This window comes from Streptomyces mobaraensis (assembly GCF_020099395.1).
Taxonomy (GTDB): domain Bacteria; phylum Actinomycetota; class Actinomycetes; order Streptomycetales; family Streptomycetaceae; genus Streptomyces.
In genome coordinates this window covers 2,993,736-3,018,590 of record NZ_CP083590.1, presented here as the reverse complement: position 1 = coordinate 3,018,590, position 24,855 = coordinate 2,993,736, and the positions used below count along the sequence as shown (strand labels likewise).

18 protein-coding genes are annotated in these 24,855 nt (G+C 73.1%); 12 read left to right on the top strand and 6 right to left on the bottom strand.

Annotated features, from left to right (window positions below; all coding sequences use genetic code 11):
* The first annotated feature begins 176 nt into the window (after nucleotides 1-176).
* The 4 genes from K7I03_RS12775 to K7I03_RS12760 all read left to right on the top strand — a co-directional run bounded on the left by K7I03_RS12775 (nucleotide 177) and on the right by K7I03_RS12760 (nucleotide 7,164).
* Nucleotides 177-1,511 (top strand): serine hydrolase domain-containing protein, encoded by a 1,335-nt coding sequence (locus tag K7I03_RS12775; protein ID WP_185941415.1) that lies wholly within the window; start codon nucleotides 177-179, stop codon nucleotides 1,509-1,511.
* 73 nt (nucleotides 1,512-1,584) lie between these two features.
* The gene (locus tag K7I03_RS12770) at nucleotides 1,585-3,549 is read left to right on the top strand and encodes a serine/threonine-protein kinase (protein ID WP_185941414.1); all 1,965 of its coding nucleotides are present in this window, start codon (nucleotides 1,585-1,587) and stop codon (nucleotides 3,547-3,549) included.
* A 150-nt stretch (nucleotides 3,550-3,699) separates the two neighbouring features.
* Nucleotides 3,700-5,334, top strand: a complete 1,635-nt coding sequence (locus tag K7I03_RS12765) for a succinic semialdehyde dehydrogenase (protein ID WP_185941413.1) — start codon at nucleotides 3,700-3,702, stop codon at nucleotides 5,332-5,334.
* A 51-nt stretch (nucleotides 5,335-5,385) separates the two neighbouring features.
* Complete coding sequence (locus tag K7I03_RS12760) at nucleotides 5,386-7,164, top strand: GMC oxidoreductase (RefSeq protein ID WP_185941412.1); 1,779 nt, start codon at nucleotides 5,386-5,388, stop codon at nucleotides 7,162-7,164.
* Nucleotides 7,165-7,847: 683 nt separating this feature from the next.
* Here the strand turns inward: K7I03_RS12760 and K7I03_RS12755 are convergent.
* Nucleotides 7,848-8,144 (bottom strand): chorismate mutase, encoded by a 297-nt coding sequence (locus K7I03_RS12755; protein WP_185941411.1) that lies wholly within the window; start codon nucleotides 8,142-8,144, stop codon nucleotides 7,848-7,850.
* A 319-nt stretch (nucleotides 8,145-8,463) separates the two neighbouring features.
* Between K7I03_RS12755 and guaA the strand changes: the two genes are divergently transcribed.
* Together guaA and K7I03_RS12745 are read left to right on the top strand one after the other, a co-directional pair.
* Nucleotides 8,464-10,059: a glutamine-hydrolyzing GMP synthase gene (guaA, locus tag K7I03_RS12750; protein ID WP_185941410.1), complete on the top strand. Its 1,596-nt coding sequence runs from the start codon at nucleotides 8,464-8,466 to the stop codon at nucleotides 10,057-10,059.
* Between the two features lie 209 nt (nucleotides 10,060-10,268).
* Nucleotides 10,269-10,793 carry a DoxX family protein gene (locus tag K7I03_RS12745; protein WP_185941409.1) on the top strand — a complete coding sequence of 175 codons (525 nt, stop codon included), beginning with the start codon at nucleotides 10,269-10,271 and terminating at the stop codon, nucleotides 10,791-10,793.
* A gap of 43 nt (nucleotides 10,794-10,836) precedes the next feature.
* Here K7I03_RS12745 and K7I03_RS12740 read toward each other — a convergent pair whose 3' ends face one another.
* A complete protein-coding gene (locus K7I03_RS12740; protein ID WP_185941408.1) occupies nucleotides 10,837-11,064 on the bottom strand; it encodes a hypothetical protein in 228 nt (75 codons plus the stop codon).
* Nucleotides 11,051-12,385, bottom strand: coding sequence for a PspC domain-containing protein (locus K7I03_RS12735; RefSeq protein WP_221902659.1), 1,335 nt, complete (start codon nucleotides 12,383-12,385; stop codon nucleotides 11,051-11,053). Before K7I03_RS12735 ends, K7I03_RS12740 begins: the two co-directional genes overlap by 14 nt.
* Before the next feature lie 132 nt (nucleotides 12,386-12,517).
* Here K7I03_RS12735 and K7I03_RS12730 point away from each other — a divergent pair, with 132 nt between their 5' ends.
* From K7I03_RS12730 to K7I03_RS12715, 4 genes are all read left to right on the top strand, one after another.
* Nucleotides 12,518-14,215, top strand: a complete 1,698-nt coding sequence (locus K7I03_RS12730; RefSeq protein ID WP_224347022.1) for a serine/threonine-protein kinase — start codon at nucleotides 12,518-12,520, stop codon at nucleotides 14,213-14,215.
* Between the two features lie 162 nt (nucleotides 14,216-14,377).
* Nucleotides 14,378-15,685 (top strand): PspC domain-containing protein, encoded by a 1,308-nt coding sequence (locus K7I03_RS12725; protein ID WP_185941406.1) that lies wholly within the window; start codon nucleotides 14,378-14,380, stop codon nucleotides 15,683-15,685.
* Nucleotides 15,682-16,374 (top strand): LuxR C-terminal-related transcriptional regulator, encoded by a 693-nt coding sequence (locus K7I03_RS12720; protein ID WP_185941405.1) that lies wholly within the window; start codon nucleotides 15,682-15,684, stop codon nucleotides 16,372-16,374. Before K7I03_RS12725 ends, K7I03_RS12720 begins: the two co-directional genes overlap by 4 nt.
* A gap of 128 nt (nucleotides 16,375-16,502) precedes the next feature.
* Entirely contained in the window at nucleotides 16,503-17,621 is a 1,119-nt protein-coding gene (locus tag K7I03_RS12715) for an alpha/beta hydrolase (protein WP_224347021.1), read from the top strand.
* Between the two features lie 18 nt (nucleotides 17,622-17,639).
* Here K7I03_RS12715 and K7I03_RS12710 read toward each other — a convergent pair whose 3' ends face one another.
* Nucleotides 17,640-18,716 carry a C40 family peptidase gene (locus tag K7I03_RS12710; RefSeq protein WP_185941404.1) on the bottom strand — a complete coding sequence of 359 codons (1,077 nt, stop codon included), beginning with the start codon at nucleotides 18,714-18,716 and terminating at the stop codon, nucleotides 17,640-17,642.
* 313 nt (nucleotides 18,717-19,029) lie between these two features.
* Here K7I03_RS12710 and K7I03_RS12705 point away from each other — a divergent pair, with 313 nt between their 5' ends.
* Nucleotides 19,030-19,383, top strand: a complete 354-nt coding sequence (locus K7I03_RS12705) for a hypothetical protein (RefSeq protein WP_185941403.1) — start codon at nucleotides 19,030-19,032, stop codon at nucleotides 19,381-19,383.
* 82 nt (nucleotides 19,384-19,465) lie between these two features.
* Nucleotides 19,466-21,925, top strand: a complete 2,460-nt coding sequence (pcrA, locus tag K7I03_RS12700) for a DNA helicase PcrA (protein WP_185941402.1) — start codon at nucleotides 19,466-19,468, stop codon at nucleotides 21,923-21,925.
* 45 nt (nucleotides 21,926-21,970) lie between these two features.
* On the opposite strand, the gene K7I03_RS12695 is transcribed toward pcrA, so the two are convergent.
* Nucleotides 21,971-23,545, bottom strand: a complete 1,575-nt coding sequence (locus K7I03_RS12695; RefSeq protein WP_185941401.1) for a M23 family metallopeptidase — start codon at nucleotides 23,543-23,545, stop codon at nucleotides 21,971-21,973.
* A gap of 266 nt (nucleotides 23,546-23,811) precedes the next feature.
* On the bottom strand, nucleotides 23,812-24,678 hold the full coding sequence (locus tag K7I03_RS12690) for an esterase/lipase family protein (RefSeq protein WP_185941400.1): 867 nt from the start codon (nucleotides 24,676-24,678) through the stop codon (nucleotides 23,812-23,814).
* Nucleotides 24,679-24,855: the final 177 nt, after the last annotated feature.

The window sequence follows — 24,855 nt, the reverse complement described above, 5'->3', positions numbered from 1 at the left end:
GGGGTATGTAGGCCGACTCCTGACCTACTTGGGTGGCGTCCGGCCGACGGGAGGGGACGGGGCGCCCCGGGCCTCGCTCAGGGGTGCGGATCGGGGACAACCCTGACAGGAGGTCAGGGGCACGTCGGGGCTCTCCCGGATGGGCCGGCAGCCGTTCCGCCGGAAGACTGGACGGCATGGAGACGACGAGGACGGGGCCACGCGGGGCGGGGACGGGTGCGCCGCAGCAGCGTGGGGCGGAGCCGAGAACGAGGGCGCGCGGCGCGGGGTGGGCGGCGCTGGCGGCCGGGCTGTCGGCCGCGATGCGGAGCGGCAGCGCCGGGCACGGACAGGCGCCGCCGCTGGACCGTGCCGCGCTGCGGCGGGCGGTCGACGGGATACCGGCCAGGGAAGTGACGGGTGCGGTGGTACGGGTGGCCGGGGCGGACGGGCACTGGTGGGGCTCGACGGGCACCGGTGACCTGGAGACGGGCGAACGGGCGCGCGCGGACGGCCTGTTCCGTGCGGACGGCGTCAGCGCCCTCTTCACCGGCACCCTCGTACTGCGGCGGGCGGGGGAGGGCCTGCTCGCCCTGGAGGCGCCCGTCCGCGACCACCTTCCGGACCTGCTGCCGGGCGGGCCGGACGGCTATGACGCGGTCACCGTCGGCATGCTGCTCGACCACACCAGCGGCCTTCCCGGGCCGCACTCTTCCGTCTTCCGTTCGCCGGAGGAGGCGGTCACGGCCGCGCTGCGGGACGGTGGCCGGGCCTTCGCGCCGGGTGAGTACCAGCAGGAGAACGACGTCAACACGTGGGTGGCGGCCCTGGTCGTGGAGAGGGCGACCGGCCGGCCCCTCGCCCAGGAGCTCCGGGAGCGGATCACACGGCCCCTGGGGCTGTACCGCACCCGCCTTGTGCGTGCTGCCGTCCCGCAGACGGGTGCGCGGCCCGGGGACGCGGGGTTCCCCGAGACCGCGACAGGCGAGGGCGGAGAGTGCGCGGGCGGCATGGTGTCCACGGCGGCGGATCTGGACCGCTTCCTTGACGCGCTCCTGGGCGGCCGGCTCCTCGGACCGGCCCAGCAGAGACTGCTGTTCGAGCTCCCGGGGCCCGATGTGATCACCCTGCCCCGGGCCGGGGCCACCGGCGGGGGAGGAGGAACCGGACCGGGAGCACCGGCGGCGGATCCGGCACCGGCGGTGGATCCGGTGGCGACGGATCCGGTGGCGACGACGGGTCCGGTGCCGCACCGGATCAGCCGGGGCGGCCTGACGCGGGTGGTCCTGGCGGACGGCCCGCCGTCCGGCACCCCGTCCGGCACGCCGGACGGAACGGCGAACGGGGCGGCGGTCTGGGGCCGGACGGGGGCGGGCCCGGGGTACGTCAACGGGCTGTTCGGCACCCGAGACCGTACGCGCCGGCTGGCCTGCTCGCTCATCCGGTCCGCTCCACCCGTGCGGGACGGGGAACGGCACGTCGACGACCTGATACGGGCCGCCTTCACCGCCGGACGGCCGGCCGGAAGGTGACGCGGCGGCCCCGGCACCGCGTCGGGCGGTGCGGCGATCCCATGGGACCACCCCGTGGGGCAAGATGTTGCCCATGGGGAGTTTCGCTGCACACGACAGCGTGATCGCGGGGCGCTATCGGCTGGGGCGGCGGATCGGGCGCGGTGGCATGGGCACCGTCTGGCGTGCCACCGACGAGCTGCTGGGCCGCGAGGTGGCCGTCAAGGAGCTGCACACGGACGACGCCGCGTCCGCCGGGGCCGCGCTGTCGTCCCAGGAACGCACCCTGCGCGAGGCCCGGGCGGTGGCCCTCATCAAGCACCCGAACGTCATCGTACTGCACGACATCGTGGAGCAGGACGGCCGGCCCTGGATCGTCATGGAGCTGGTGGACGGCCGGTCGCTGTCCGACCGGCTGGCGGCGGACGGTCCGGTGGACGCGCGCGAGGCGGCCGGGATCGGGCTCGCGATGCTGGGCGCGCTGCGCGCCGCCCATGAGCGGGGAGTCCTGCACCGGGACATCAAGCCGCCCAACGTCCTCCTGGAGGCGGACAGCGGGCGCGTGGTGCTCACGGACTTCGGCATCGCCCAGGTGTCGGGTGCCACGACGATCACCGAGACCGGGGCGTTCGTCGGGTCGCCCGAGTACACCGCGCCCGAGCGGATGGCCGGCGGCCGGACGGGCCCGGAGTCGGACCTGTGGTCGCTGGGGGTGCTGCTCTGCACGGCGCTCAGTGGTGAATCGCCGTTCCACCGTGACTCGCTGGGCGGCATCCTGCACGCGGTGGTCTACGACGAGATCCGGCCGCCGTCGTCCGCGGGGCCGCTGCTGCCGGTCGTCCGCGGCCTGCTGGAGCGCGACCCGGCCCGGCGTATGGGCGCGGACGAGGCCGAGCGGCTGCTGCGCGCCTACCTGGACACCGGTCGCACCCCGGCCGCCTCCCTGCACTACACGCCCACCCAGCGCAGCGTCCCCACCCCGACACCCGCCCCGCCCACCTCACCGGCCGCGCCCGTCGATCCGCGGACCCCAACTCCGGCACCACACGCCTCGGATGCGGCACCCAGCACACCCACCGCCTCCGCCACACCCATCACGTCCGCTCCCCCGTCCGACCCGCGCACTCCGGCCACTCCGGCCACTCCGGCCACTCCAGCCGCGACGCCCTCCGCGCCCGCGCCGGAGGCTCCCGGCGCGCACCCCGGCACGCCCCCGGGCACACCGCCCGCGACGCCCCCGGCGGCGTTCGTCCCGCCCCCCGGGCCGTCCGCCGGGCCGGCCACCGCGCCCCGCCGCACCGTGCGGGTCCGTACGGCCGTCCTGGCGGGCGTCGCCGTGGTCACCCTGGCCGGGCTGGGCGCCGGGGCGGCGGCCTGGCTGATGCTGCGCGGCGACGGGGAGCGGGACGACGCCCGCGGGCCCGTCGTGGTCCACGGCACCCCCGGCCACCCGTCCGCCGCACGCTCCGCCGCCGCGTCCGCGCGCCCCGGGCCGCACGGGCCCACCGCCGGAGCCTCCCCCGGGGCCTCCGCCGCGGGACCGGCCGCGAGCGCGGACCCGGAGACCCCGCCGCCCGGTTCACCGACCCCGCCCGCCTCCCCGGCAGCGGGTAAAGCGCCCGCGGGCTACCACGTCGTCCAGGACCCGCTGGGCTTCACCCTCGCCGTCCCCGACGGCTACACCCGCTCGCTCGAACCGCCGCGCGTCTTCTACTACTCGCCGGACAAGGAGTTCCGCATCGGAGTGCTGATCTCCGACCCCAAGGACGGCGGCCCCGTCGGCTTCATGCGTGACTCCGCCGCGCAGGCCCCGGACCACTACCCGGGCTACCGTGACGGCCGCGTCACACGCACCACGCACAACGGAAACCAGGCGGCCTCCTGGGAGTTCACCTGGGACGGCTTCGAGGACACCGCCGGTCCGCGGCGCACCCAGGACATCTGCTGGAACGAGGGCGGCAAGATGTACGACGTGTGGGTGTCCGCCCCGGTCGCCCGGGCCGCGGAGGGGCGCCGGCAGTTCGACACCGCCCTCGGGAGCTTCGGCCGGTCCGGGTGACCCCGAGCCCCGGCGTTCCCGATCAGGCGAGGCCCCGCCCCGGCCGCCCCGCCAACTCCGCCATCAACCACTGGCGCGATTGTGGATGACCGGTGAAAACAAGCTACTTGCGGGTACCAAAAGGCCGCGCCCCCGCCTACGCTCGCCCTCATGACGGACTCGCGGCACAGCACAGCAGCGACGGCGCAGGCCCCGGCGGCCCCCGGGGGCAACCCCGTCGCCCCGGCCAAGGACACCCGGACGGCGGCCGACGTGGTCACCCCGGAGCTCGTCGCCCGCCTCACCCGCGGGGTGACCGGTTCCGGTACCACCGCCAGCCACACCCCGTTCACCGAGGAGGAGCTGGCCCGCCTTCCGGAGGCGACCCCCGAGGACGTCGCGGCGGCCTTCGCGCGGGCGCGCGAGGCGCAGCGCCGGTGGGCGGACGTGCCGGTGCGCCGGCGCGCGGACGTCCTCCTGCGCTTCCACGACCTCCTGTTGAGCCGGCAGTCCGAGGTCCTCGACCTGATCCAGCTGGAGACCGGCAAGGCCCGCCTGCACGCGCACGAGGAGGTGCAGGCCGTCGCCGTCGCCGCCCGGCACTACGGCCGCGGCGCCCCCTCCTACCTGCGGCCGAAGGCGCACACGGGAGTGCTGCCGCTGCTGACCAAGGTCACCGAACTGCGCCGTCCCCGGGGTGTGGTGGGCCAGATCGCCCCCTGGAACTACCCGCTGGAACTGTCGGCCGGCGACGCCCTCCCGGCCTTCGCCGCCGGCAACGCGGTGGTCATGAAGCCGGACACCGAGACGGCCCTCACCGCGCTGTGGGCCCGCGCGCTGCTGATCGAGGCGGGGCTCCCGGAGGAGCTGTGGCAGGTGGTCCTGGGCGAGGGCCCGGTCGTCGGCCCCGAGGTCGTGGCCCACGCCGACTACGTGACGTTCACCGGTTCCACCCGCACCGGCCGCGACGTCGCCCAGCGCGCCGCCGCCCGCCTGGTCGGCGCCTCGCTGGAGCTCGGCGGCAAGAACGCCATGCTGGTCCTGCACGACGCGGACGTGGAGAAGGCCGCCGCCGGAGCGGTCCGCGGCTGTTTCTCCACCGCCGGCCAACTGTGCATATCCATCGAGCGGTTGTACGTCCACAGCTCGATCGCCGACGCCTTCCTGGAGCGCTTCACCGCCCGCACCCGCGCCCTGCGGCTCGGCACCTCCCTGTCGTACGGCGCCGACATGGGCTCGCTGACCTCCCGGCGGCAGCTGGAGACGGTCGTCCGGCACGTCGAGGAGGCCGTCGCCAAGGGGGCCACCGTCCTCGCCGGCGGCCGTCCCCGCCCGGACGTCGGCCCCCTCTTCCATGAGCCGACCGTCCTGGAGGGCGTCGAGCCCCCGATGGCCGTGTGCGCCGAGGAGACGTTCGGCCCGGTCGTCTCCGTCTACCGCTTCGACGACGAGGACGAGGCCGTGCGCCTCGCCAATGCCACGCCGTACGGGCTCAACGCCAGCGTCTGGACCCGCGACGGCCGGCGCGGCCGGGAGATCGCCGGCCGGCTCCGGGCGGGCACGGTCAACGTCAACGAGGCGTACGCCGCCGCCTACGGCAGCGCCGCCGCGCCCATGGGCGGCATGGGGGAGTCCGGCATCGGCCGCCGGCACGGCGCCGAGGGCATCCTCAAGTTCACCGAGGCACAGACCGTCGCCCACCAGCGGCTGGTGCCGCTCGCGCCCTCCTTCGGGCTGGACGACGCGGCGTACGCACGGCTGATGACCGGCGGCCTGCGCGCGCTGAAGGCCCTCCGCCTGCGCTGACGCGCCCGGCCGCGCCGCCCCGCACACCCCGACCCGCACACGGAGGTACTGGTGGCACAGTTCGACTACGACGTCATCGTCGTGGGATCCGGTTTCGGCGGCGCGGTCGCGGCCCTCCGGCTGTCGGAGAAGGGCTACCGCGTCGGGGTGCTGGAGGCCGGCCGGCGCTTCACCCGGGACTCCCTGCCGAAGACGTCCTGGGACCTGCGGAACTTCCTCTGGGCGCCGGCCCTCGGCCTCTACGGCATCCAGCGCATCCACGTGCTGGGCCACGTCATGGTCCTCGCGGGCGCCGGGGTCGGCGGCGGCTCGCTCAACTACGGCAACACCCTCTACGTCCCGCCCCCGTCGTTCTTCACCGACCCGCAGTGGGCGGACATCACCGACTGGCGGAAGGAACTGGAGCCGTACTACGAGCAGGCGCGGCGCATGCTCGGCGTACGGCTCAACCCGACGACGACGCCGTCCGACGTCCACCTCAAGGCCGCCGCGGACCGGATGGGCTACGGCCACACCTTCCAGGCCGCCCCGGTCGGCGTCTTCTTCGGCGACGGGCGGGACGGGGAGGGCAACGCCCCGGTCGCGCCCGGGACCGAGGTGCCCGACCCCTACTTCGGCGGCGCCGGGCCGGCGCGCACCGCCTGCACCGAGTGCGGCGAGTGCATGACCGGCTGCCGGCGCGGCGCGAAGAACACCCTCAACGAGAACTACCTCCACCTCGCCGAACGGGCCGGAGCCGTGATCCACCCGCTGACCAAGGTGGTGGCGCTGAGCGAACTCCGCGGCGGCGGCTGCCGCGTGGTCACCGTCCCCACCGACCGGCGGCGCGGCGCCCCGCCCCGGGTGCTGCGCGCGGAACACGTGGTCGTCGCCGCCGGCACCTACGGCACCCAGACGCTCCTGCACACCATGCGCGACCGCGGCCTGCTGCCCCGACTCTCGCCCCGCCTGGGGCACTTGACCAGGACGAACTCCGAGGCGCTGTTCGGCGCGCAGACCACCGACCGCCGCTACCGCGCGGTGCACGGCACCGGCGTCGACTTCACCCGCGGCGTGGCCATCACCTCGTCCGCGTACCCCAACGAGGACACGCACATCGAGCCCGTCCGCTACGGCAAGGGGTCGAACGCGATGGGGTTCCTGTCGATCCCGCTGGTCCCGCTCGCCGGCCGGGCGGTGCCGCGCGTCCTGGGCTTCGCCGCGACCTGCGCGCGGCACCCGACGGTCCTCCTGCGGTCCTTCTCCAAACGGCGCTGGTCCGAGCGGACGATCATCGGCCTGGTGATGCAGTCCGTGGACAACTCCCTGACCACGTACCGCCGCGGGCGGGGGCCGGGGAAGGGGCTGCTCACCGCGCGACAGGGGCACGGCGCGCCCAACCCGGTGCAGATCCCCGAGGCGGTGGAGGCGGCGACCAGGATCGCCGAGGAGATCGGCGGGTTCGCCGGCAGCAACGTGGGCGAACTCATGGGCACTCCGCTGACGGCCCACTTCCTGGGCGGCTGCACGATCGGTTCCGGTCCCGACCGGGGCGTGATCGATCCGTACCACCGCGTCTACGGTCATCCGTCGATCTCGGTGGTCGACGGCTCTGCGGTCACCGCCAACCTCGGCGTCAACCCGTCGCTCACCATCACCGCCCAGGCCGAGCGGGCCATGTCCTTCTGGCCCAACAAGGGCGAGACCGACCCCCGGCCCGAGCAGGGGGCCGCGTACGAGCGCGTGGCCGCCGTGGAACCGCGTGAACCGGCGGTGCCGAAGGACGCGTTCGGGGCGCTGCGGCTGCCGTTCCTGCCCGTACCTCCGGTACCGCGCGCGCCCCGGGAGTGAGCACGGCGGTGTGCGCCGCGCGGCCGGTCGCGCACGGCGCACGGCAGGCGAAGGGCCCCGGACCGTCTACGCGGGGGCGTGCGGACGGCCACGGGGCCCTTGACAGCCGGCACCGGTGGAACAGGGCGGCCCGGTGCCGCGGTACGGCGCCGGGGGGAGCGCCGTGGTCCTCGGGTGGTGCGGTGTTCGTCGGTGGTGCGGTGTTCCTTGGTGGTGCAGTGCCGGAACCGTACGGTCCCGGATGGTGCGGGGCGTTCTTCCGGTGGTCCGACCAATGGCGGTGCGGTACGGGGGAATTGGCGCCCTCTTCGCATCGTGGGGTATGAACCGCGTCGAACGCAACCGTTCGGGGTGGATACGGTCGGTTCCAGGCGTCCCCGGAACCGACCGTTCCTTGGTGGCGGCCGGGCTGCTGTCCCCTGCCGACCGGCCGCCGTACCACCGGAGTGAGGTCCCACGACGCGCGTCGGCGCGCGTCTCACACTCCGGTGGAATCCGCCCTGTCGTTGCCGGGCGCCCTGGTGAACAGGGGCGGAGACCACGCGTGGATTCAGGTGGGCCGCTCCTGGCTGGCGCGGACACCGACTCCAACGAAGGCGGATCGCGCCCGGTCACGCGCCGTACGGGTGACGGGACAGGCGGCGGGTTTCCGCCGCGCCGACGGGTTCCGTTGCCCCGGGGCGTCAGACACGGCCCCGGCAGAGGTCCAGCAGGGTCATCGCGAGGACGGTGCCGTTCTTCCCCAGCCGGTCGCTGTAGTGGGTGAGGATCTCCATCTCGCGGGAGAGGCTGACGCGCCGCCCGCCGGAGGCGATGCGCTCGCGCTGGATCTCCTCCGAGACGGCCATCCGTTCCTGGACGAGGCCGATGATCCTGCCGTCGAGATCGTCGATGCGCTCGCGGGCGCCGGTGATCAGGCGGGCGGCCTCGTCGGTACGGGCGCCGGTGTCGGTGGTGACGGGGGTGGCGATGGTGCTCATGTCCGGTGTTCTCCTGGTGTCCGGGGCCCGGCGCCGACACGGCCCTGGGGAGAAACGCACGAGCGCCCCGGGCCTTGGCCGGCCCGGGGCGCTCGTGGAAGTCGCTGTTCTATCGCTGAGCAGCACGACCATGGCAGCCGGACGGGCCGGTGCCATAGGTAAAGACGAAGGTCGAGTGCTCGCGCATGGCGGACAGTATGGCCCCCGGGGGGTTCCGGAGCCAACCGCATTCGGATGGTGAGACAAAAGCGACCACCCCCGTCCCGGTAGAATCGACAAATAGAGACCCCCACCCTCGACCGCCGGAAGGGCCGCTCCCGTGTCAGCAGCACCACCCCCCGCCGCCCACGACAACACCGCGGAGCCGGTCCTCGTCGTCGACTTCGGCGCGCAGTACGCCCAGCTCATCGCCCGCCGCGTCCGTGAGGCCCGGGTCTACAGCGAGGTCGTCCCGTCCACCACGCCGGTGGCCGAGATCCTCGCCCGCAAGCCGAAGGCGATCATCCTCTCCGGCGGCCCCTCGTCCGTGTACGAACAGGGCGCCCCGACGCTCGACCGCGAGATCTTCGAGGCCGGCGTCCCCGTCTTCGGCATGTGCTACGGCTTCCAGCTGATGGCCACGACCCTCGGCGGCACGGTCGACAACACCGGCGCCCGCGAGTACGGCCGCACCCCGCTGTCCGTCTCCCGGCCGTCCTCCACCCTCTTCGAGGGCACCCCGGCCGAGCAGCCGGTGTGGATGTCGCACGGCGACGCCTGCTCCGCCGCGCCCGAGGGCTTCACCGTCACCGCGTCCACGGACCTGGTGCCGGTCGCCGCCTTCGAGAACGACGAGAAGAAGCTCTACGGCGTGCAGTACCACCCCGAGGTGATGCACTCCACCCACGGCCAGCAGGTCCTGGAGCACTTCCTCTACCGGGGCGCGGGCATCGAGCCCACCTGGACCACGGGCAACGTGATCGAGGAGCAGGTCGCCGCCATCCGCGAGCAGGTCGGCACCAAGCGTGCCATCTGCGGTCTGTCCGGCGGCGTGGACTCCGCGGTCGCCGCGGCCCTCGTCCAGAAGGCCATCGGTTCCCAGCTGACCTGCGTCTACGTCGACCACGGGCTGATGCGCAAGGGCGAGACCGAGCAGGTCGAGAAGGACTTCGTGGCCGCGACCGGCGTCAAGCTGAAGGTCGTGGACGCGCAGGAGCGCTTCCTCGCCGCCCTCGCCGGCGTCTCCGACCCGGAGGAGAAGCGGAAGATCATCGGCCGGGAGTTCATCCGGGTCTTCGAGCAGGCCCAGGCCGAGATCGTCGCCGAGGCGCCGGACGACCAGCCCGTCGAGTTCCTGGTCCAGGGCACGCTCTACCCGGACGTCGTCGAGTCCGGCGGCGGCACGGGCACCGCGAACATCAAGTCCCACCACAACGTGGGCGGCCTCCCCGAGGACCTGGAGTTCAAGCTCGTCGAGCCGCTGCGCCAGCTGTTCAAGGACGAGGTCCGTATGGTCGGCAAGGAGCTCGGCCTCCCGGACGAGATCGTCCAGCGTCAGCCCTTCCCCGGCCCCGGCCTCGGCATCCGCATCGTCGGCGAGGTCACCAAGGAGCGTCTCGACCTGCTGCGCGAGGCCGACGCCATCGCCCGCGAGGAGCTGACGGCCGCCGGTCTCGACCGTGAGATCTGGCAGTGCCCGGTGGTCCTGCTGGCCGACGTCCGCTCGGTCGGCGTCCAGGGCGACGGCCGCACCTACGGCCACCCGATAGTGCTGCGCCCGGTCTCCTCCGAGGACGCGATGACGGCCGACTGGTCGCGCCTGCCGTACGAGACCCTGGCGAAGATCTCCACCCGCATCACCAACGAGGTCCGCGACGTCAACCGCGTGGTCCTCGACGTGACCAGCAAGCCGCCGGGGACGATCGAGTGGGAGTGACCCCTCCCTGAGCCCCGACCGTGCCGCCCTTCGTCCACAGCTGTGGACGAAGGGCGGCACGGCCTTTTCCCGGCCCGTCCGGGACACCGGGGGCCGTCCGCTCGCCACGGCGATGCGTAGGGTCGGGGGCGTACGACGCATGACGCATGACCGGGGCGCGGGCGGACAGGCGCCGCCCGGGCCGGGAAGCGAGAGGAGCGGTGGACGGCATGACACTCCTGGGGCGAGGGGAAACGGTGAGCGGCGGTACGGGACGACATCCCTCGGCTTCTCTGTACGCGCTGCTGCCGCTGCGGCTGTTCCTCGGCGTCACCTTCCTCTACGCGGGGCTCGACAAGCTCACCGACGGAGCGTTCCTCGCGAGCGACGGCCCGGGCTCGCTCGGGGAGCTGATGCGCTCCTGCCGGGACAGCGCCGGCGCTCCCTGGCTCGTCGACCTGGGGCTGCACAGCCCGGTCGGTTTCGGCTGGGCGATCGGCCTCGGCGAGGCGGCCGTGGGCGCGGCCACGCTGCTCGGGCTCTTCGCCCGCGTGGCGGCCGCCGGTGGCGCGCTGATCTCGCTCTGCCTCTGGCTGACGGTCAGTTGGTCCTCGACCCCCTACTACTACGGCAACGACCTCGTCTATCTGATGGCCTGGACCCCGCTGGTCATCGCGGGGGCTCCCCTCCTCTCCCTGGACGCCGTCCGCCCCCGCCGCCGGGCCCGCGCCCGGCGGGGCGCCTTGTTCACCTGAGCCCGGTGTGGGCCCGGGTGTGGCGCCGGGGTGCGGCGGCGGCTCACTCCCGCTCGCTCCGGTCCCGCGTCCGGGCCGTCCGGTGCCGGTGCACGAGGAAGCCGATGGACGAGGTGGCCCCCGCCAGGCAGAGCCCCCCGACCAGGGCGGGCAGCAGCGCGAAGGCGGGGAAGTGCCAGCGGCCCGCCGCCGCCCCGAGGTAGGCCAGCCCACCGCCCACCAGCACCAGCCCGATGATGAGCTTGCCGGGTTCGAACTCATGGCGTCGCACGGGTCACCTCCACTTCACCGAGACCGGCCTTGAGCCGCAGTTCCAACGTGCCGCGCGAGGCGTGCCCCGGTCGCGGACCCACGGTCACCCGCTTGCTCTGGCGGGGCTGGACGTCCACGTCGTCGCGGCCGCTGCCGGGCAGCTTGATGTATCCGATGCCCACCTCCACCGTCAGCTCGGCCGTGACGTCGTCCGGGAGGACGACCGTCAGCCGTCCGGCACCCGCCTCGGCACGGGCGGCCAGGGGCTTCGAGCCCTGCTGCCCTTCCGCCGGCCAGGAGAGGCGGGACAGGTCGAGAACACCCACGCCCGTGCCGACCTCGTACTCCGGCCGGAGCTCCGCCGCGCTCACCGGCTGCCACGTCACCCGGCGCCACTCCGCGGTGACCGACTTCGGCAGGGCCGCCGCCCCCACCAGCAGCAGCCCGGTCAGCACGGCCGCGGTGACTGTCCCGCCGCCGGTGCGGCCGTAGCGGGAGCTGAGGGCTATGCCCAGCCCGTACACGCCCAGCGCGCACGCCAGGCCCGTCTCCAGCGAGGTGCCCAGGGGCCGCCCGTGCCAGGTGAGGGCCGTGCCGGCCGAGAACGCCGCCAGGGCCAGCAGGAACGTCCAGCCGCCGAGCTGCCGCCCGTCCCGCGCCGGGCGTCCCCGCCGCGGCTCCCGCCGGGCGGCGTCCTTCGGGCCGTCGCCGTCGTCCGGTCCCCACAGGTAACCGGTGCCGTGATACGGCAGGCCGGCCACCTCCACATGGAGGAGCGGATCCCGCCACCACGACGGAGCGGCCGGCGGCGGGGGCGCCTGGGTCTCGGGCGGCGCGTCCACCGCCTTCTGCGCCTTCGACGGCCTCCCGGCGCCCGGTACCGAGGCCGCCTCCTCGTCGGCGTCGGGCGTCCGGCGCCGCTGCGACCAGTACGCCGTCCCCACCAGGGTCACGGTCAGCAGGAGCGAGAATGACATGGCGCCGCTGTTGTTGAGCATGGACAGGAACAGTCCGCAGCCCACCAGCGCGCACAGCACCGCTGTCAGCGCCGGGCCGTCCACCCGGCCCGACAGCATCCGGCGGCCCTCGTTCTCCTCCTCACCCTCCAGGGGGATCAGCAGCCACGCGAAGCCGTACACGATCAGGCCGAAACCACCGGTGACCGCCAGGACCCCGAGGATCACCCGGAAGATCACGGGGTCCAGGTCGAAGAAGCGGCCCAGCCCTCCGCACACGCCGGAGAGCACCTTGTGGTCGCGGCTGCGCCGCAGCGGTGGCCCGGACGCGGCGGGTGGCGCGTCCCGGTGCCGCGGGTTCTCGGTGGGCGGTGCGTCGGTCATGAGCACATGGTGTCAATCGCGGCCGCCGAGCGGCATCCGTGATGACCCTGGCCCGTCCCTGAGATCGACCCTGAGATCGGGACGGTTAGGGTGGCGCATCGAACAGATAGTCGTCATCCGGAGGGGCGCGCGGTGTCCGAGTCAGTGTCCGGTGCGTCGGCCGGGGCCCCCGGCCCGGCCTCCGGCCGCCTGCTCGCCGGCCGGTACCGGCTGCTCGAGCGCATCGGCCGCGGCGGCATGGGCACCGTGTGGCTCGCCGAGGACGAACTGCTGGGCCGCCGCGTCGCGGTCAAGCAACTGCACGTGTCCCGCGGGCTGGACGAGGAGGAACTCGCCACCCTCTACGAGAGGACCCGCCGGGAGGCGCGCAGCGCGGCGCGGATCAGCCACCCCAACGTGGTCGTCGTCCACGACGTGGTCGAGGACGACGGCCTGCCGTGCATCGTGATGGAGCACGTGCCGTCGAAGACCCTCGGCGACGTGCTGAAACAGGGGCCCCTGACGCCGGAGGAGGCGGCCCGGATCGGGCGCGGGATGATCGCCGCGCTGCGGGCCGCCCACGCGGCCGACGTCCTGCACCGCGACGTCAAGCCGGGGAACGTGCTGCTCGGCGACGACGGCCGCGTCGTGCTCACGGACTTCGGCATCGCGCACCTGGCCGGGAACTCCACCCTAACCAAGACCGGTGAGATGGTCGGTTCGATCGACTACATCGCCCCCGAACGCGTCCGGGGCGCCCGTCCGGGCCCGGCCTCGGACCTGTGGGCGCTGGGCGCCACGCTGTACGAGGCGGTCGAGGGCCGGACGCCGTTCCAGCGGCCCACGCCCGTCGAGACGGCGTACGCCATCGCCGTGGACCCGCTGGAACCCCCGCTGCGCGCAGGCCCGCTGACCCGGTTGATCGAGACCCTGCTGTCCCGTGACCCGGACCTGCGGCCCCCCGCCGACCTGGTCGAGCAGATCCTCCGCGAGCCGGCCGCCGAGCCGGGGACGGCCCGTCACCCGGCGCCGGGAGCAGACGGGTTCGAGCGGTCCGAGGCCACCACCGCCGTGACACCGCCCCGCGTCGAACCCGCCGCGGAGCCGGCCGTTCCGGCACCGGATCCCACGCCGGATCCCGCACCGGATCCCGCGCCGGCTCTCCGTCCGCGGCCGACCGTGCCCACCGCCGTCGCGCCTCCTGGGCCTGTCACCGCCTCAGCTTCCGGCGGGCGCCGGAGGATCGGGAAGTGGGTGGCGGTGGCGGCCGTCACGAGCGTCGTGGGAGCGGTCTGCGCGTTCTTCCTCCTTCCAGGGGAGAAGGAGGACGACGCCGCGCCGCCGGCGCCGAAGCCCCCGGCGTCCACGACCGCCCCCACGCCCACCCCCTCCTCGCCGCCGCCCGTACCGCCCGGCTACCGCCTGGTGACGGAGAAGCGCCTCGGGGTTGCCTTCCCGGTGCCGGAGGGCTGGAGCCGGAAGGAGAAGTCGGCCGTCGAGGTGGACTACATCGATCCCACCGGCCTCGTCGACCTCAAGGTCAACGTCCTGGACCTGGCGAGCCCCGATCCGCTGAAGCACTGGCAGGACGTCGAACAGGAGGTGAGGACGAAGGTCGACGACTACCGGCGGCTGCGCATGCAGGCCACCGCCTACCGCGGGGACCCGGCCGCCGTCTGGGAGTTCGTCTTCAAGGGCCGCGCCCGCGAGTACCGGGCCATCGACCTGGGCTTCGGCCGCGCCGGCGGCGACGAGTACGCCGTGTACCTCTCCGCGCCCGTGGCCGGCTGGGACCGCCACCGGCCGGTCTTCGACGCGGTCCGGGACGGGTTCCGGGTGCTCCCGCGCTGACCGGCGCGTGCACCGGCCGCGGCGGCTCGGGCGGGGACCCGTGCACTCGGGCGGGAAACCGGTGTAAGGGACGCCAACAGGGTTTCCTCAGGGGAACAGATCGGGGTCCGGTCAGGGACGACCCCGATACCGCGGGGGCCCGCGACGTGTGACGATCGTGCCATGACCGGCGCATCGACGACGCAACCCCGAGCCGGCGGTGCCTACGCGCCCGCCACCCCCGACCCCGTGCCCCTGCGCAAGCTCTACCGCAGCGCCGAGGGCCGGATGCTCGGCGGCGTGGCGCGCGGCCTCGCCGGGCACTTGGGCGTGCCGGTCTCCTGGGTGCGGCTGGTCTTTCTCGCCCTGCTCATGGCCCAGGGCATGGGCGCCCTGCTCTACGCGGTCTTCTGGTTCGTCGTACCGCTCGGTGTCGGTGGCGTCGAGGCCCGCCTGCCGGACGCGGAGGTGGCGCCGGACGGCCGGAGACACCTTTTCGCCCGCAAGCCCGACCGGGGCCAGGTCTTCGCGTTCATCGCGCTCATCGTGGGCGCCGCGATCTTCCTGGACCGGCTGCACCTCGGCCGCGCCAACGTCTACGTCTGGCCGCTGGTCCTGATAGGAGCCGGCGTCGCCCTGGTGTGGCGGCAGGCGGACAACGCCCGGCGGGCCCACTGGGTGGAGGTGAGCCGGCGCAAGCGCGTCCTGCCGCTGGCCCGGGGCGCGGCCGGCGTCCTGCTGGTCGGCGCCGGGGTGACGGGCATCGTCGTGCTCCAGGGCTCCGCCGAGCATCTGGGCACCGTGCTGCAGGCGTCGCTCGCGGTTCTGGTCGGCATAGCCCTGCTGGCGGGGCCCTCCGTCGTGCGGATGACGCAGGACCTGTCCGCCGAACGCACCATGCGCATCCGCGCCCAGGAGCGCGCCGAAGTCGCCGCGCACGTCCATGACTCGGTCCTGCATACGCTCACGTTGATCCAGCGCAACGCGGAGGACTCCAGGGAGGTGGCACGCCTCGCCCGGGCCCAGGAGCGCGAGTTGCGCGCCTGGCTCTACAACCCCGAGGGCCACGGCAAGGACGAGTCCGACGAGCCCGAGACCCTGGCGGAGGCCGTACGCGCCAACGCCGCCGAGGTCGAGGACCACCACGGCGTCCCCCTGGAGGTGGTCGTGGTCGGCGACTGCCCGCTCGACGAACGCCTGCGGGCGCAGATGCAGGCCGCGCGCGAGGCCATGGTCAACGCCGCGAAATACGGTGGTCAGGGTGGGGCAGTTCAGGTTTATGCCGAGGTCGAAGGGCGTACGGTCTTCGTCTCGGTGCGTGACAGAGGCCCGGGCTTCGACCCGGACGCCGTGCCCGACGACCGGATGGGGGTCCGGGAGTCGATCATCGGCAGAATGCAGCGCAACGGTGGCACCGCGCGCCTGCGCTCCGTTCCCGACGGGGGGACGGAAGTGGAGCTGGAGATGGAGAGGGCGGAACAGACGTCATGACGAACGGGACGACGACCGAGCCGACGGACCGGAGGGTCCGGGTGGTGCTGGTGGACGACCACCGGATGTTCCGCACCGGGGTGCAGGCCGAGATCGGGGTCACCGACCGGACGGGCGTCGAGGTCGTCGGCGAGGCCGCCGACGTCGACCAGGCCGTCACCGTCATCACCGCCACCCGCCCCGAGGTCGTCCTGCTGGACGTCCACCTGCCCGGCGGCGGCGGGGTGGAGGTGCTGCGCCGCTGCGCCGGGCTGTCGGCGAATACCGAGGCGCCGATCCGCTTTCTCGCGCTCTCCGTGTCCGACGCCGCGGAGGACGTCATAGGGGTCATCCGAGGCGGCGCGCGGGGTTATGTGACCAAGACGATCACGGGCTCCGACCTGATCGCCGCGATCTTCCGGGTCCGGGACGGGGACGCCGTGTTCTCCCCGCGGCTGGCCGGGTTCGTCCTCGACGCCTTCTCCTCCACCTCCGCCCCGCCCGTCGACGAGGACCTCGACCGCCTCACCCAGCGTGAGCGTGAGGTGCTGCGTCTGATCGCGCGCGGTTACGCCTACAAGGAGATCGCCAAGCAGCTGTTCATCTCCGTGAAGACGGTCGAGTCCCATGTCTCGGCCGTGCTGCGCAAGCTCCAGCTGTCCAACCGGCACGAGTTGACCCGTTGGGCGACGGCCCGGCGTCTGGTGTGAGAGACGGCACCTTCCGTCACCGTGCGGAACCATAGGCACGCGCCACCCCTCTGCACAGGGTGAGTGGCTCTCGACCAGCAGGGCCCGGGCCCACCGGGCCTGACGTCGGAACGAGAGCCGCTGACTCGATGAGCCTGATGGGGACGCCCTTCTTCGTGACCACGATCGCCCTGGTCGTGGTGGCACTCGTCCTGCCGCTGCTGGTGTGGAGCAGGGTCCCGGGGCCGAGGTTCGTCCGGTATGCGACGCGGCTGCTGATGCTGCTCTTCGCCCAGGCCGCCGCGATCACCGCGGTCTTCGTGGTCGTCAACGACGACAACGACCTGTATGACAACTGGGACGACCTGCTCGGCACGGGCAACCACGTCACCTCGGCCGCCTACCTGGGAGCGGACGGCACCGGCGGCAAGAAGATGAAGGACCTGCCGAAGGTCGTCCAGAAGTTCACGGCCGCGACCGACTCGCTCATGGGGGATGGCGTCCGGCAGACACAGCTCAAGGGCGCCGTCTCCGGCGTGAGCGGTGAGGTCTACGTCTGGACCCCGCCCCAGTACGACGATCCCCGGTACAAGGACAAGAAGTTCCCCGTGGTGGAGGTGCTGCCCGGCTTCCCTGGTTCGGCGAAGGCGTGGTTCGGCTCCCTGAAGGTCAACGAGCAGCTCAGGCCCATGATGGAGCGGGGCGAGATCCAGCCCTTCGTCATCGTCGCGCCCCGCACCACCCTCCTCGGCGGCAGCGTGGACACCGGCTGCGCCAACACCCCCGGCACGATCAACGCCGACACCTGGCTCAGCTTCGACGTCCGCAAGATGGTCGTCGACAACTTCCGCGTCAGCGACAAGCCCAGGGCCTGGGGCGTCGCCGGCTACTCGGCGGGCGGGCACTGCGCCGCCAAGCTCACCATCGCCCACCCCGACCGCTTCCACGCCGGAGTGAGCCTCTCCGGCTACAACGACCCCGCCGGCGTCCGCTCCTCGCTCACGGCCAAGACCCCCGAACTCCGCCGCGCGAACAACCCGCAGTGGATGCTCGAGCGGGCCAAGACGCCGCCGCACGTGGCGCTGTTCTACTCGGGCAGCGAGCTGGACGGTTACCGGGCTGGTATGGACGTCAAGAAGGTGGCGAAGCCGCCGACCACCGTGGTGGTCAAGAAGATCCCGGCCGACGCCGGCGGCCACAGCACGGCCGTCTGGAAGGAGCAGGTCCCCGAGGTCTTCCGGTGGCTCACCGGGCAGCTCGCCCCCTGACCCGCCCCGGGCGGCCCGCTAGGCGGGTCTGACCGCCCCGGCGAAGGGCATCGAGTCCACCGGCGCGATGCTGACGGGCGCCCCCGGATGCGGGGCGTGGATCATCTTCCCGTCGCCGACGTAGAGACCGACGTGGCTCACACCGGAGTAGAAGAACACCAGGTCGCCCGGGGCCAGCCGGGACCTGGTGACCCGGTGCCCGGAGTTGATCTGGGTGTAGGTGGTGCGCGGCAGCGAGACACCGGCCGCCCGCCAGGCCGCCTGTGTCAGCCCCGAGCAGTCGTAGCCGGAGGGCCCGGTGGCCCCCCAGACATAGGGCTTGCCGAGCGCCCCGTAGGCGAAGGCCACGGCCTGCGCGGCGCGGCCCGTCGCCGGGGCGCGGCCGGCCGGCGCCGCCGCGGGGGGCGGCGCCGCGTCCGCGGGCGCCGAGCGTCCGGCCGGGTGGCCGGCCCCGGTGTCGCCGTGCCCGTCGTCGGCGGGCCGTACGGCGGGCGGCAGCGTACGGAGCAGGTCGCGCGCGGCGGCGAGCTTGGCCTCGATGGTCCGGCGGTGCCGCGCGAGCGCGTTCCGCTCGTCCTCCAGCTCCCGGAGCTTGCCCTCGGCCGTGGTCCTGACCTGCCGTACCTGCCGGAGCTCCTCCCGCACCCGGGCCACCTCGGTGGCCTCGCGGGCCCCGGTGCGCTCGGCCATCGACGCCCGGTCCAGGAAGTGCCGGGGCGAGGACGAGAGCAGCAGCCGCACCGAAGGGGGGATGCCTCCGGCGCGGTACTGGGCCGTGGCGTACGACCCGAGGGCGTCGCGGGCGGCGTTGAGCCGCTCGGTCCGGCGGGCGGCGTCGTCCTGGAGGCCGTCGAGCACGGCCCGGGCCCGGTCCGTGCGCTCCTTCACCCCGTTGTACCGCTCCGTCGCCACCTCGGCCTGCCGGTAGTAGCGCGCGACCTGTGCCTTCACCTCGTCCGGGGTCCGCTGGGGCGCCGCGTGGCCGGTGCCGGCCGGCACGGTGGCGGTGGCGGCACCCGCCAGGGCGAGTCCGGCCGCCTTCCGGGCGGTGCCGCTGAGGAGCGGGTGGTGCTTGGGCTTGCGGTGCGACGCCACGGCGGCCGTCACTTCCTTCCTGTCCGGGGGCAGGCTGGGGGCTCAGGCGGCGGCCCGTCCGAGGGAGGGAGGAGGGCGGGCCACCGCCGTCTGGGGCAGGACGCTAAACCGCGAGATCCGCCGGTAACGCACATGACTGTTAATGGCCGGAACCGGTGGTGAAAAGACCGGTGCGGACCGGGAACTCCTCAGCCCCGCGGAAGGTTTGGATCCAGGACTGACCGGATCGATGATCTTTGCCCGATTACGGGGGAGTTGGTGCTACGGAACCCGATTTATGCGGAGCCTGAACGTCCGGCTAGGGTCGGCCCTCATGGACCTTCTGATTCACGCCATGATCGGCTTGCACATCATCGGCATCGCCGCCCTGCTCGGTGGCTTCCTGGCTCAGATGAAGGCCATGGGCAAGGGAGAGGCCCGGATGACCCCCGGGATGCTGCACGGCGCCCTCACCATGCTGGTCACCGGCATGGCACTGGTCGGTCTGCACCGCGCGCAGGACGACGCGGTGAACACCTTCAAGATCGGCCTGAAACTGACCCTGCTGGTGGTGGTCCTCGGCCTCGTGTACCTGAAACGGGACGACGATCGGGCCGGGGCGGCCGCCTTCGGCACGGTCGGGGCGCTGACCACGGCCGACGTCTTCATCGCCGTCCTCTGGACGTGACCCGCGTCACGGCACCCCTCCCCGTCCCCCGGGAAGCCGGGAGGGACGGGTTGTCAGTGGGGCCGCCTAGACTCGGATGACGATGAGCAGCCTCTTTGACGACAGCTTCCTGGCGGATCTCGTCCCTTCCGACGAGGAGCCGCCGCCTCCTCCGGAGGACACGGCCCCCGAGCCGCTGCCGGACGACCTCTTCGGCGGCGCCTTCGACGCGCCCGTCCCCAGGGAGGCCTACTACCGCGACGGCGCCCCGCGGCCCGTCGTGGACCCCGCCGCGCTGCTGGAGGGCATGAACGACCAGCAGCGCGCCGCCGTGGTGCACTCCGGCTCCCCGCTGCTCATCGTCGCCGGCGCGGGCTCGGGCAAGACCCGCGTCCTCACCCACCGCATCGCCCATCTCCTCGGCGCCCGGGGTGTCCACCCGGGGCAGATCCTCGCGATCACCTTCACCAACAAGGCCGCGGGCGAGATGAAGGAGCGCGTCGAGCAGCTCGTCGGTCCCCGGGCCGACGCGATGTGGGTGATGACGTTCCACAGCGCCTGCGTCCGGATCCTGCGCCGGGAGAGCAAGAAGCTCGGCTTCACGTCGTCCTTCTCTATCTACGACGCCGCCGACTCCAAGCGGCTCATGGCCCTGGTCTGCCGCGACCTGGACCTCGACCCGAAGAAGTTCCCGCCGAAGTCGTTCAGCGCGAAGATCTCCAATCTCAAGAACGAGCTGATCGACGAGGAGGCGTTCGCGGCGCAGGCCGCCGACGGCTTCGAGAAGACCCTCGCCGAGGCGTACGCGATGTACCAGTCGAGGCTGCGCGAGGCCAACGCGCTCGACTTCGACGACATCATCATGACCACGGTCCACCTGCTCCAGGCGTTCCCGGACGTCGCCGAGCACTACCGGCGCCGCTTCCGGCACGTCCTGGTCGACGAGTACCAGGACACCAACCACGCCCAGTACACGCTGATCCGCGAGCTGGTGGGCACCCCGGCGACGGCGGGCGAGGAGGGCCCCGGCGAGCTGTGCGTCGTCGGCGACGCCGACCAGTCCATCTACGCCTTCCGCGGCGCCACCATCCGCAACATCCTCCAGTTCGAGGAGGACTACCCGGACGCCACGACGATCCTGCTGGAGCAGAACTACCGCTCCACGCAGACGATCCTGAGCGCCGCCAACGCGGTCATCGAGCGTAACGAGAACCGCCGCCCGAAGAACCTGTGGACCGAGGCCGGCGCCGGCTCCACGATCACCGGCTACGTGGCCGACACCGAGCACGACGAGGCCCAGTTCGTCGCCGACGAGATCGACCGGCTGACCGACGCCGGCGACGCCAAGGCCGGCGACGTCGCGATCTTCTACCGGACCAACGCCCAGTCCCGTGTCTTCGAAGAGATCTTCATTCGCGTCGGCCTGCCCTACAAGGTCGTCGGCGGCGTGCGCTTCTACGAGCGCAAGGAGGTCCGGGACGTCCTCGCCTACCTGCGCGTTCTGGCCAACCCCGAGGACACCGTGCCGCTGCGCCGGATCCTCAACGTGCCCAAGCGCGGCATCGGCGAGCGCGCCGAAGCCATGATCGACGCGCTGTCCCTGCGCGAGAAGATCAGCTTCTCGCAGGCGCTGCGCCGCGTCGACGACGCCTACGGCATGGCCGCCCGCTCGGCCAACGCCGTGAAGCGCTTCAACGTCCTGATGGACGAGCTCCGCACGATCGTCGAGTCCGGCGCCGGACCGGCCACCGTTCTGGAGGCGGTGCTGGAGCGCACCGGCTACCTGGCCGAACTCCAGGCGTCCACCGACCCGCAGGACGAGACCCGCATCGAGAACCTCCAGGAACTCGCGGCCGTGGCCCTGGAGTTCGAGCAGGAGCGGACCGAGGACGAGCCCGGCACCCTCGCGGAGTTCCTGGAGAAGGTCGCCCTCGTCGCCGACTCGGACCAGATCCCCGACGAAGACACCGAGGGCACCGGCGTCATCACGCTGATGACCCTGCACACCGCCAAGGGCCTGGAGTTCCCGGTCGTCTTCCTCACCGGCATGGAGGACGGCGTCTTCCCGCACATGCGCGCCCTCGGCCAGACCAAGGAGCTGGAGGAGGAGCGGCGGCTCGCCTACGTGGGCATCACCCGGGCCCGCGAGCGGCTGTACCTGACCCGGTCGAGCATGCGCAGCGCCTGGGGCCAGCCCGCCTACAACCCGCCGTCCCGCTTCCTGGAGGAGATCCCCGACCGGTACGTCGAGTGGCGCCGCACCGGGCCGGCCACGCCGTCGGCGTCGGTGTCCGGGATCGCCTCGGGCCGGTCCGCGGCCTCCTCGTCGTCGCGTATCGGCGGCCGGGGCGCGGCGGGGCCGAGCGGCTTCGCCACGCGGCGCGCCAAGGACCGTCCGGTGGTGTCCCTGGCGATCGGCGACCGGGTCACCCACGACTCGTTCGGCCTGGGCACGGTCGTCGGCGTCAAGGGCAGTGGCGACAACGCCGAGGCGACGATCGACTTCGGGCAGGAGAAGCCCAAGCGCCTGCTGCTGCGCTACGCGCCGGTCGAGAAGCTGTAGCCGGGGGCCGGGGGCGGTGCCGGCCGACGGCCGCTCCCGGGCCGGTCAGGTCGGGTCGAGGTCGTGGGCGCGCAGCCACGGCAGCGGGTCGACGGCCGAGCCGCCGGGCCGTACCTCGAAGTGCAGGTGCGGTCCGGTGGAGTTGCCCGAGTTGCCGGAGTAGGCGATCACGTCACCGGCCTTGACCTGCCCGGACCGCACCCGGGTGCTGCTGAGGTGGCAGTACCAGGTCTCGGTCCCGTCCGGGGAGGTCACTATGGCCATGTTGCCGTAGGCGACGTTGTACTGGGTGCGGACGGTGCCGTCGGTAGCCGCCATCACGGGGGTGCCGTAACTGACGGGGAAGTCGATGCCGGTGTGTACGGACATCCAGTTGACGCCCGCCTGTCCGTAGTACGCGCTGAGCCCGTGCTGGGCGACGGGCAGCGCGAACTTGGGCCGTTCGGCCTCCTTGCGGGCGGCCTCCTCGGCCTTCCGCTTGCGTTCTTCCTCCTGGCGCAGCCGCAGGTCGATGCGTTCCTGCGTCCGGTTGGCGCGGGTGGCGAAGTCGTCCGCCCCCCGGCTCAGTCCGGCGAGCTGGGTGTCCAGCTTGTTGTTGGCGGCGGAGAGTTTGGCGGTGGACGCGTCGGGGGCGGACGCGGCCTGGGTCTGCTGCGCCTCGTGGCCCCCGCTGGACGCGACGGTCGCGGCGGCCACACCGGCCACGCCCATCACGGCGACCGAGGGCACGGCCACCGTGAGGAGGGCCTTGCGGCGGGGCCGGTAACCGGAGCGGGGGGCGCCGCCCTTGCGCCGGTTGCGCACCGGGCGGTCGCCGGCGGTCGCCTCGGCGCCGTGCCGGTCGTCGTCACCGGCGGGCTGGTCGTCCGGGACGGACCCGTCGGCCATGAGGTCGCTCGCCGCCGGGTCGTCCGGGGCGAAACCGTCCGTGGCCGGGGCGAAGACGGCGTGCATGGTCCGCGTGTCGGCGTCGGTCACCGGTGCCGGGCCGGGCGGTACGTGCTCCGCGCCGAGGCCGGGGATGACGGCCATCAGCGTCGGGTCGTGCGGCGGCGCGGGCTGCGCGGTCTCCGCCCAGGCGCTGGCGTCCCAGGTCTGCGTCTCCGCCGCGTGGTTGCCGGCCCAGGGGTCGGCGGGCTGGGCCCAGGCCGAGGCGTCCCAGGTCTGGGTCATGGCGTGGTCGACGGGCTGCTGTGGGGCCTGCGGCAGGGAGCCGTAACCACTGGTGTCCCACTGGCCCGAAGTGTCCCACTGGGCGGAGTGTCCGGTGTCCCACTGGCCCGAGGCGTCACCCCAGCCACCATCAGGAAGGTTTCCCCACCCGGTCGAACTCGACGTCTCCCACTGCCACTGCCCGGCGGGCCCGCTGCCGGAGCCGGTCGCCCAGGAGCCGCCCTGGGCCTGTCCCCAGCCGGTCTGCCCGCCGGTGTCACAGGCGCTGAAGTCCCAGGTCTGGGTGTGACCGGAGGCGTCCCACTGATGGGTCGTGTCCCACTGGCCGGTGTCGTGACCGGTCCAGCCGTAGGCGGTGGGCTGCTGGGGGGACGGGTGGTGTCCGAATGCTGCATCGGGAGCGGGAACGGACGGATCCGGGGCCGCCGATGGGTGACGGTCGTTCACCACCACTTCCATTTCGCCTCGGGAGCAGGAGAAGTAGCGGCGACTGTACCCGGCGGTATGCGACGGCCACAATCTTCCTCACGTTTCGTGGGCCGGGAGCCTGGGCATTTAGCCGCCTTTTGGCGGACGGGGCACGCCTGAGTCGCTTTGACGTTCGAAAATCGTTCGACATTAATCGGGCAAGTGGGGTGCGATCAAAGGTTGCCCTATGGTTTCCGCGCGTCACACGAAGGGGCGCCGAAGTTCCCGTGGACGCGACGCCGGAGTCATGCCACGGATACCCGCCCGGCGTCGTCCTCGCTCCCGTCCCGCGACGCCAGCGCCTGCCGGATGCCCGCCACCACGGCCGGGTGGACGGGGAGGGCGAGGTGGCCGACGCCGCTGACGCGGATGTTCCGCACCATCAGGTCCGGATGGTCGAGACGGGCCGTCTCCACGGGGACCATCACCTGGTCCAGATCGCTCCAGAAACCGACGAAGCGCGTCCGGCAGCCGGGGGCCGGCGCGGCCAGCTCCCTGATGACTCCGGAACCCGGGCGCATCTGCCGTACCAGCGGGTGCACCGACATCGGCGGGGCCACCCGCGTGCCGCCGTGCGGCGTCCCGAGCGTGACCAGCCGGCGGACCAGGGCGTCACCCCCCAGCCGCTGGACGTAGTAACGGGCCACCAAGCCGCCCAGACTGTGCCCGACGACATCGATCCGCTCGGCGCCCGTCCGGGCCCGAAACTCCTCGACGTACCGGCTCAGCGCCGTGGCGGCGGTGCGGATGTCGCGGGTGAGGAGCGAGTGGTTGAGCGAGGCCACGTGCCCCCAGCCGTGCCGGAGCAGCGAACGGCGCAGCAGGACGAACACCGAACGGTTGTCGGCGAATCCATGGAGGAGGAGCACGGGAACGCGGTCGTTCGTGATGTCCTTCTCCATGGGTGCCAGTGGCGTGGCGAGGGGCGGTGGATGACGCTCCTGGGTGACGCCCGTCGGGTACAGCAGCGTGTGGCAGGCCAGGATGACCAGCTCCAGCGCCGTGGACCGGACCAGCGCGGCCGACGGCCGCGGGGCGCCGGAACCGGTGGATGGCGAAGCCCCGGAGACCAGAGCTCCGGAGACAAGGGATAAGGCGGGCAAGGCCCCCATGGTCGACCTCCGAACGGCACACAGGCCGAAGCCCTGTCCCCCGTGTGCCCTCATGGGCAGCTGTGCGCCGGCTGCCGGGACGCCGCCGCCGAGCGGCTGTCGGCGGCGGCACGGCAGACCTCGTCGAGGCTCCCCTTCGCGGCCCGCGCCGGGCTCCTTGGCGCCACGGCCGGGCGG

Coding starts and splice junctions, on each gene's coding strand:
- pcrA (WP_185941402.1), top strand. CDS start 19,466: ATGAGCAGCCTCTTTGACGACAGCTTCCTGGCGGATCTCGTCCCTTCC.
- K7I03_RS12715 (WP_224347021.1), top strand. CDS start 16,503: ATGAGCCTGATGGGGACGCCCTTCTTCGTGACCACGATCGCCCTGGTC.
- K7I03_RS12720 (WP_185941405.1), top strand. CDS start 15,682: ATGACGAACGGGACGACGACCGAGCCGACGGACCGGAGGGTCCGGGTG.
- K7I03_RS12690 (WP_185941400.1), bottom strand. CDS start 24,678: ATGGGGGCCTTGCCCGCCTTATCCCTTGTCTCCGGAGCTCTGGTCTCC.
- K7I03_RS12775 (WP_185941415.1), top strand. CDS start 177: ATGGAGACGACGAGGACGGGGCCACGCGGGGCGGGGACGGGTGCGCCG.
- K7I03_RS12705 (WP_185941403.1), top strand. CDS start 19,030: ATGGACCTTCTGATTCACGCCATGATCGGCTTGCACATCATCGGCATC.
- K7I03_RS12765 (WP_185941413.1), top strand. CDS start 3,700: ATGACGGACTCGCGGCACAGCACAGCAGCGACGGCGCAGGCCCCGGCG.
- K7I03_RS12770 (WP_185941414.1), top strand. CDS start 1,585: ATGGGGAGTTTCGCTGCACACGACAGCGTGATCGCGGGGCGCTATCGG.
- K7I03_RS12755 (WP_185941411.1), bottom strand. CDS start 8,144: ATGAGCACCATCGCCACCCCCGTCACCACCGACACCGGCGCCCGTACC.
- K7I03_RS12725 (WP_185941406.1), top strand. CDS start 14,378: ATGACCGGCGCATCGACGACGCAACCCCGAGCCGGCGGTGCCTACGCG.
- K7I03_RS12735 (WP_221902659.1), bottom strand. CDS start 12,385: ATGACCGACGCACCGCCCACCGAGAACCCGCGGCACCGGGACGCGCCA.
- K7I03_RS12745 (WP_185941409.1), top strand. CDS start 10,269: ATGACACTCCTGGGGCGAGGGGAAACGGTGAGCGGCGGTACGGGACGA.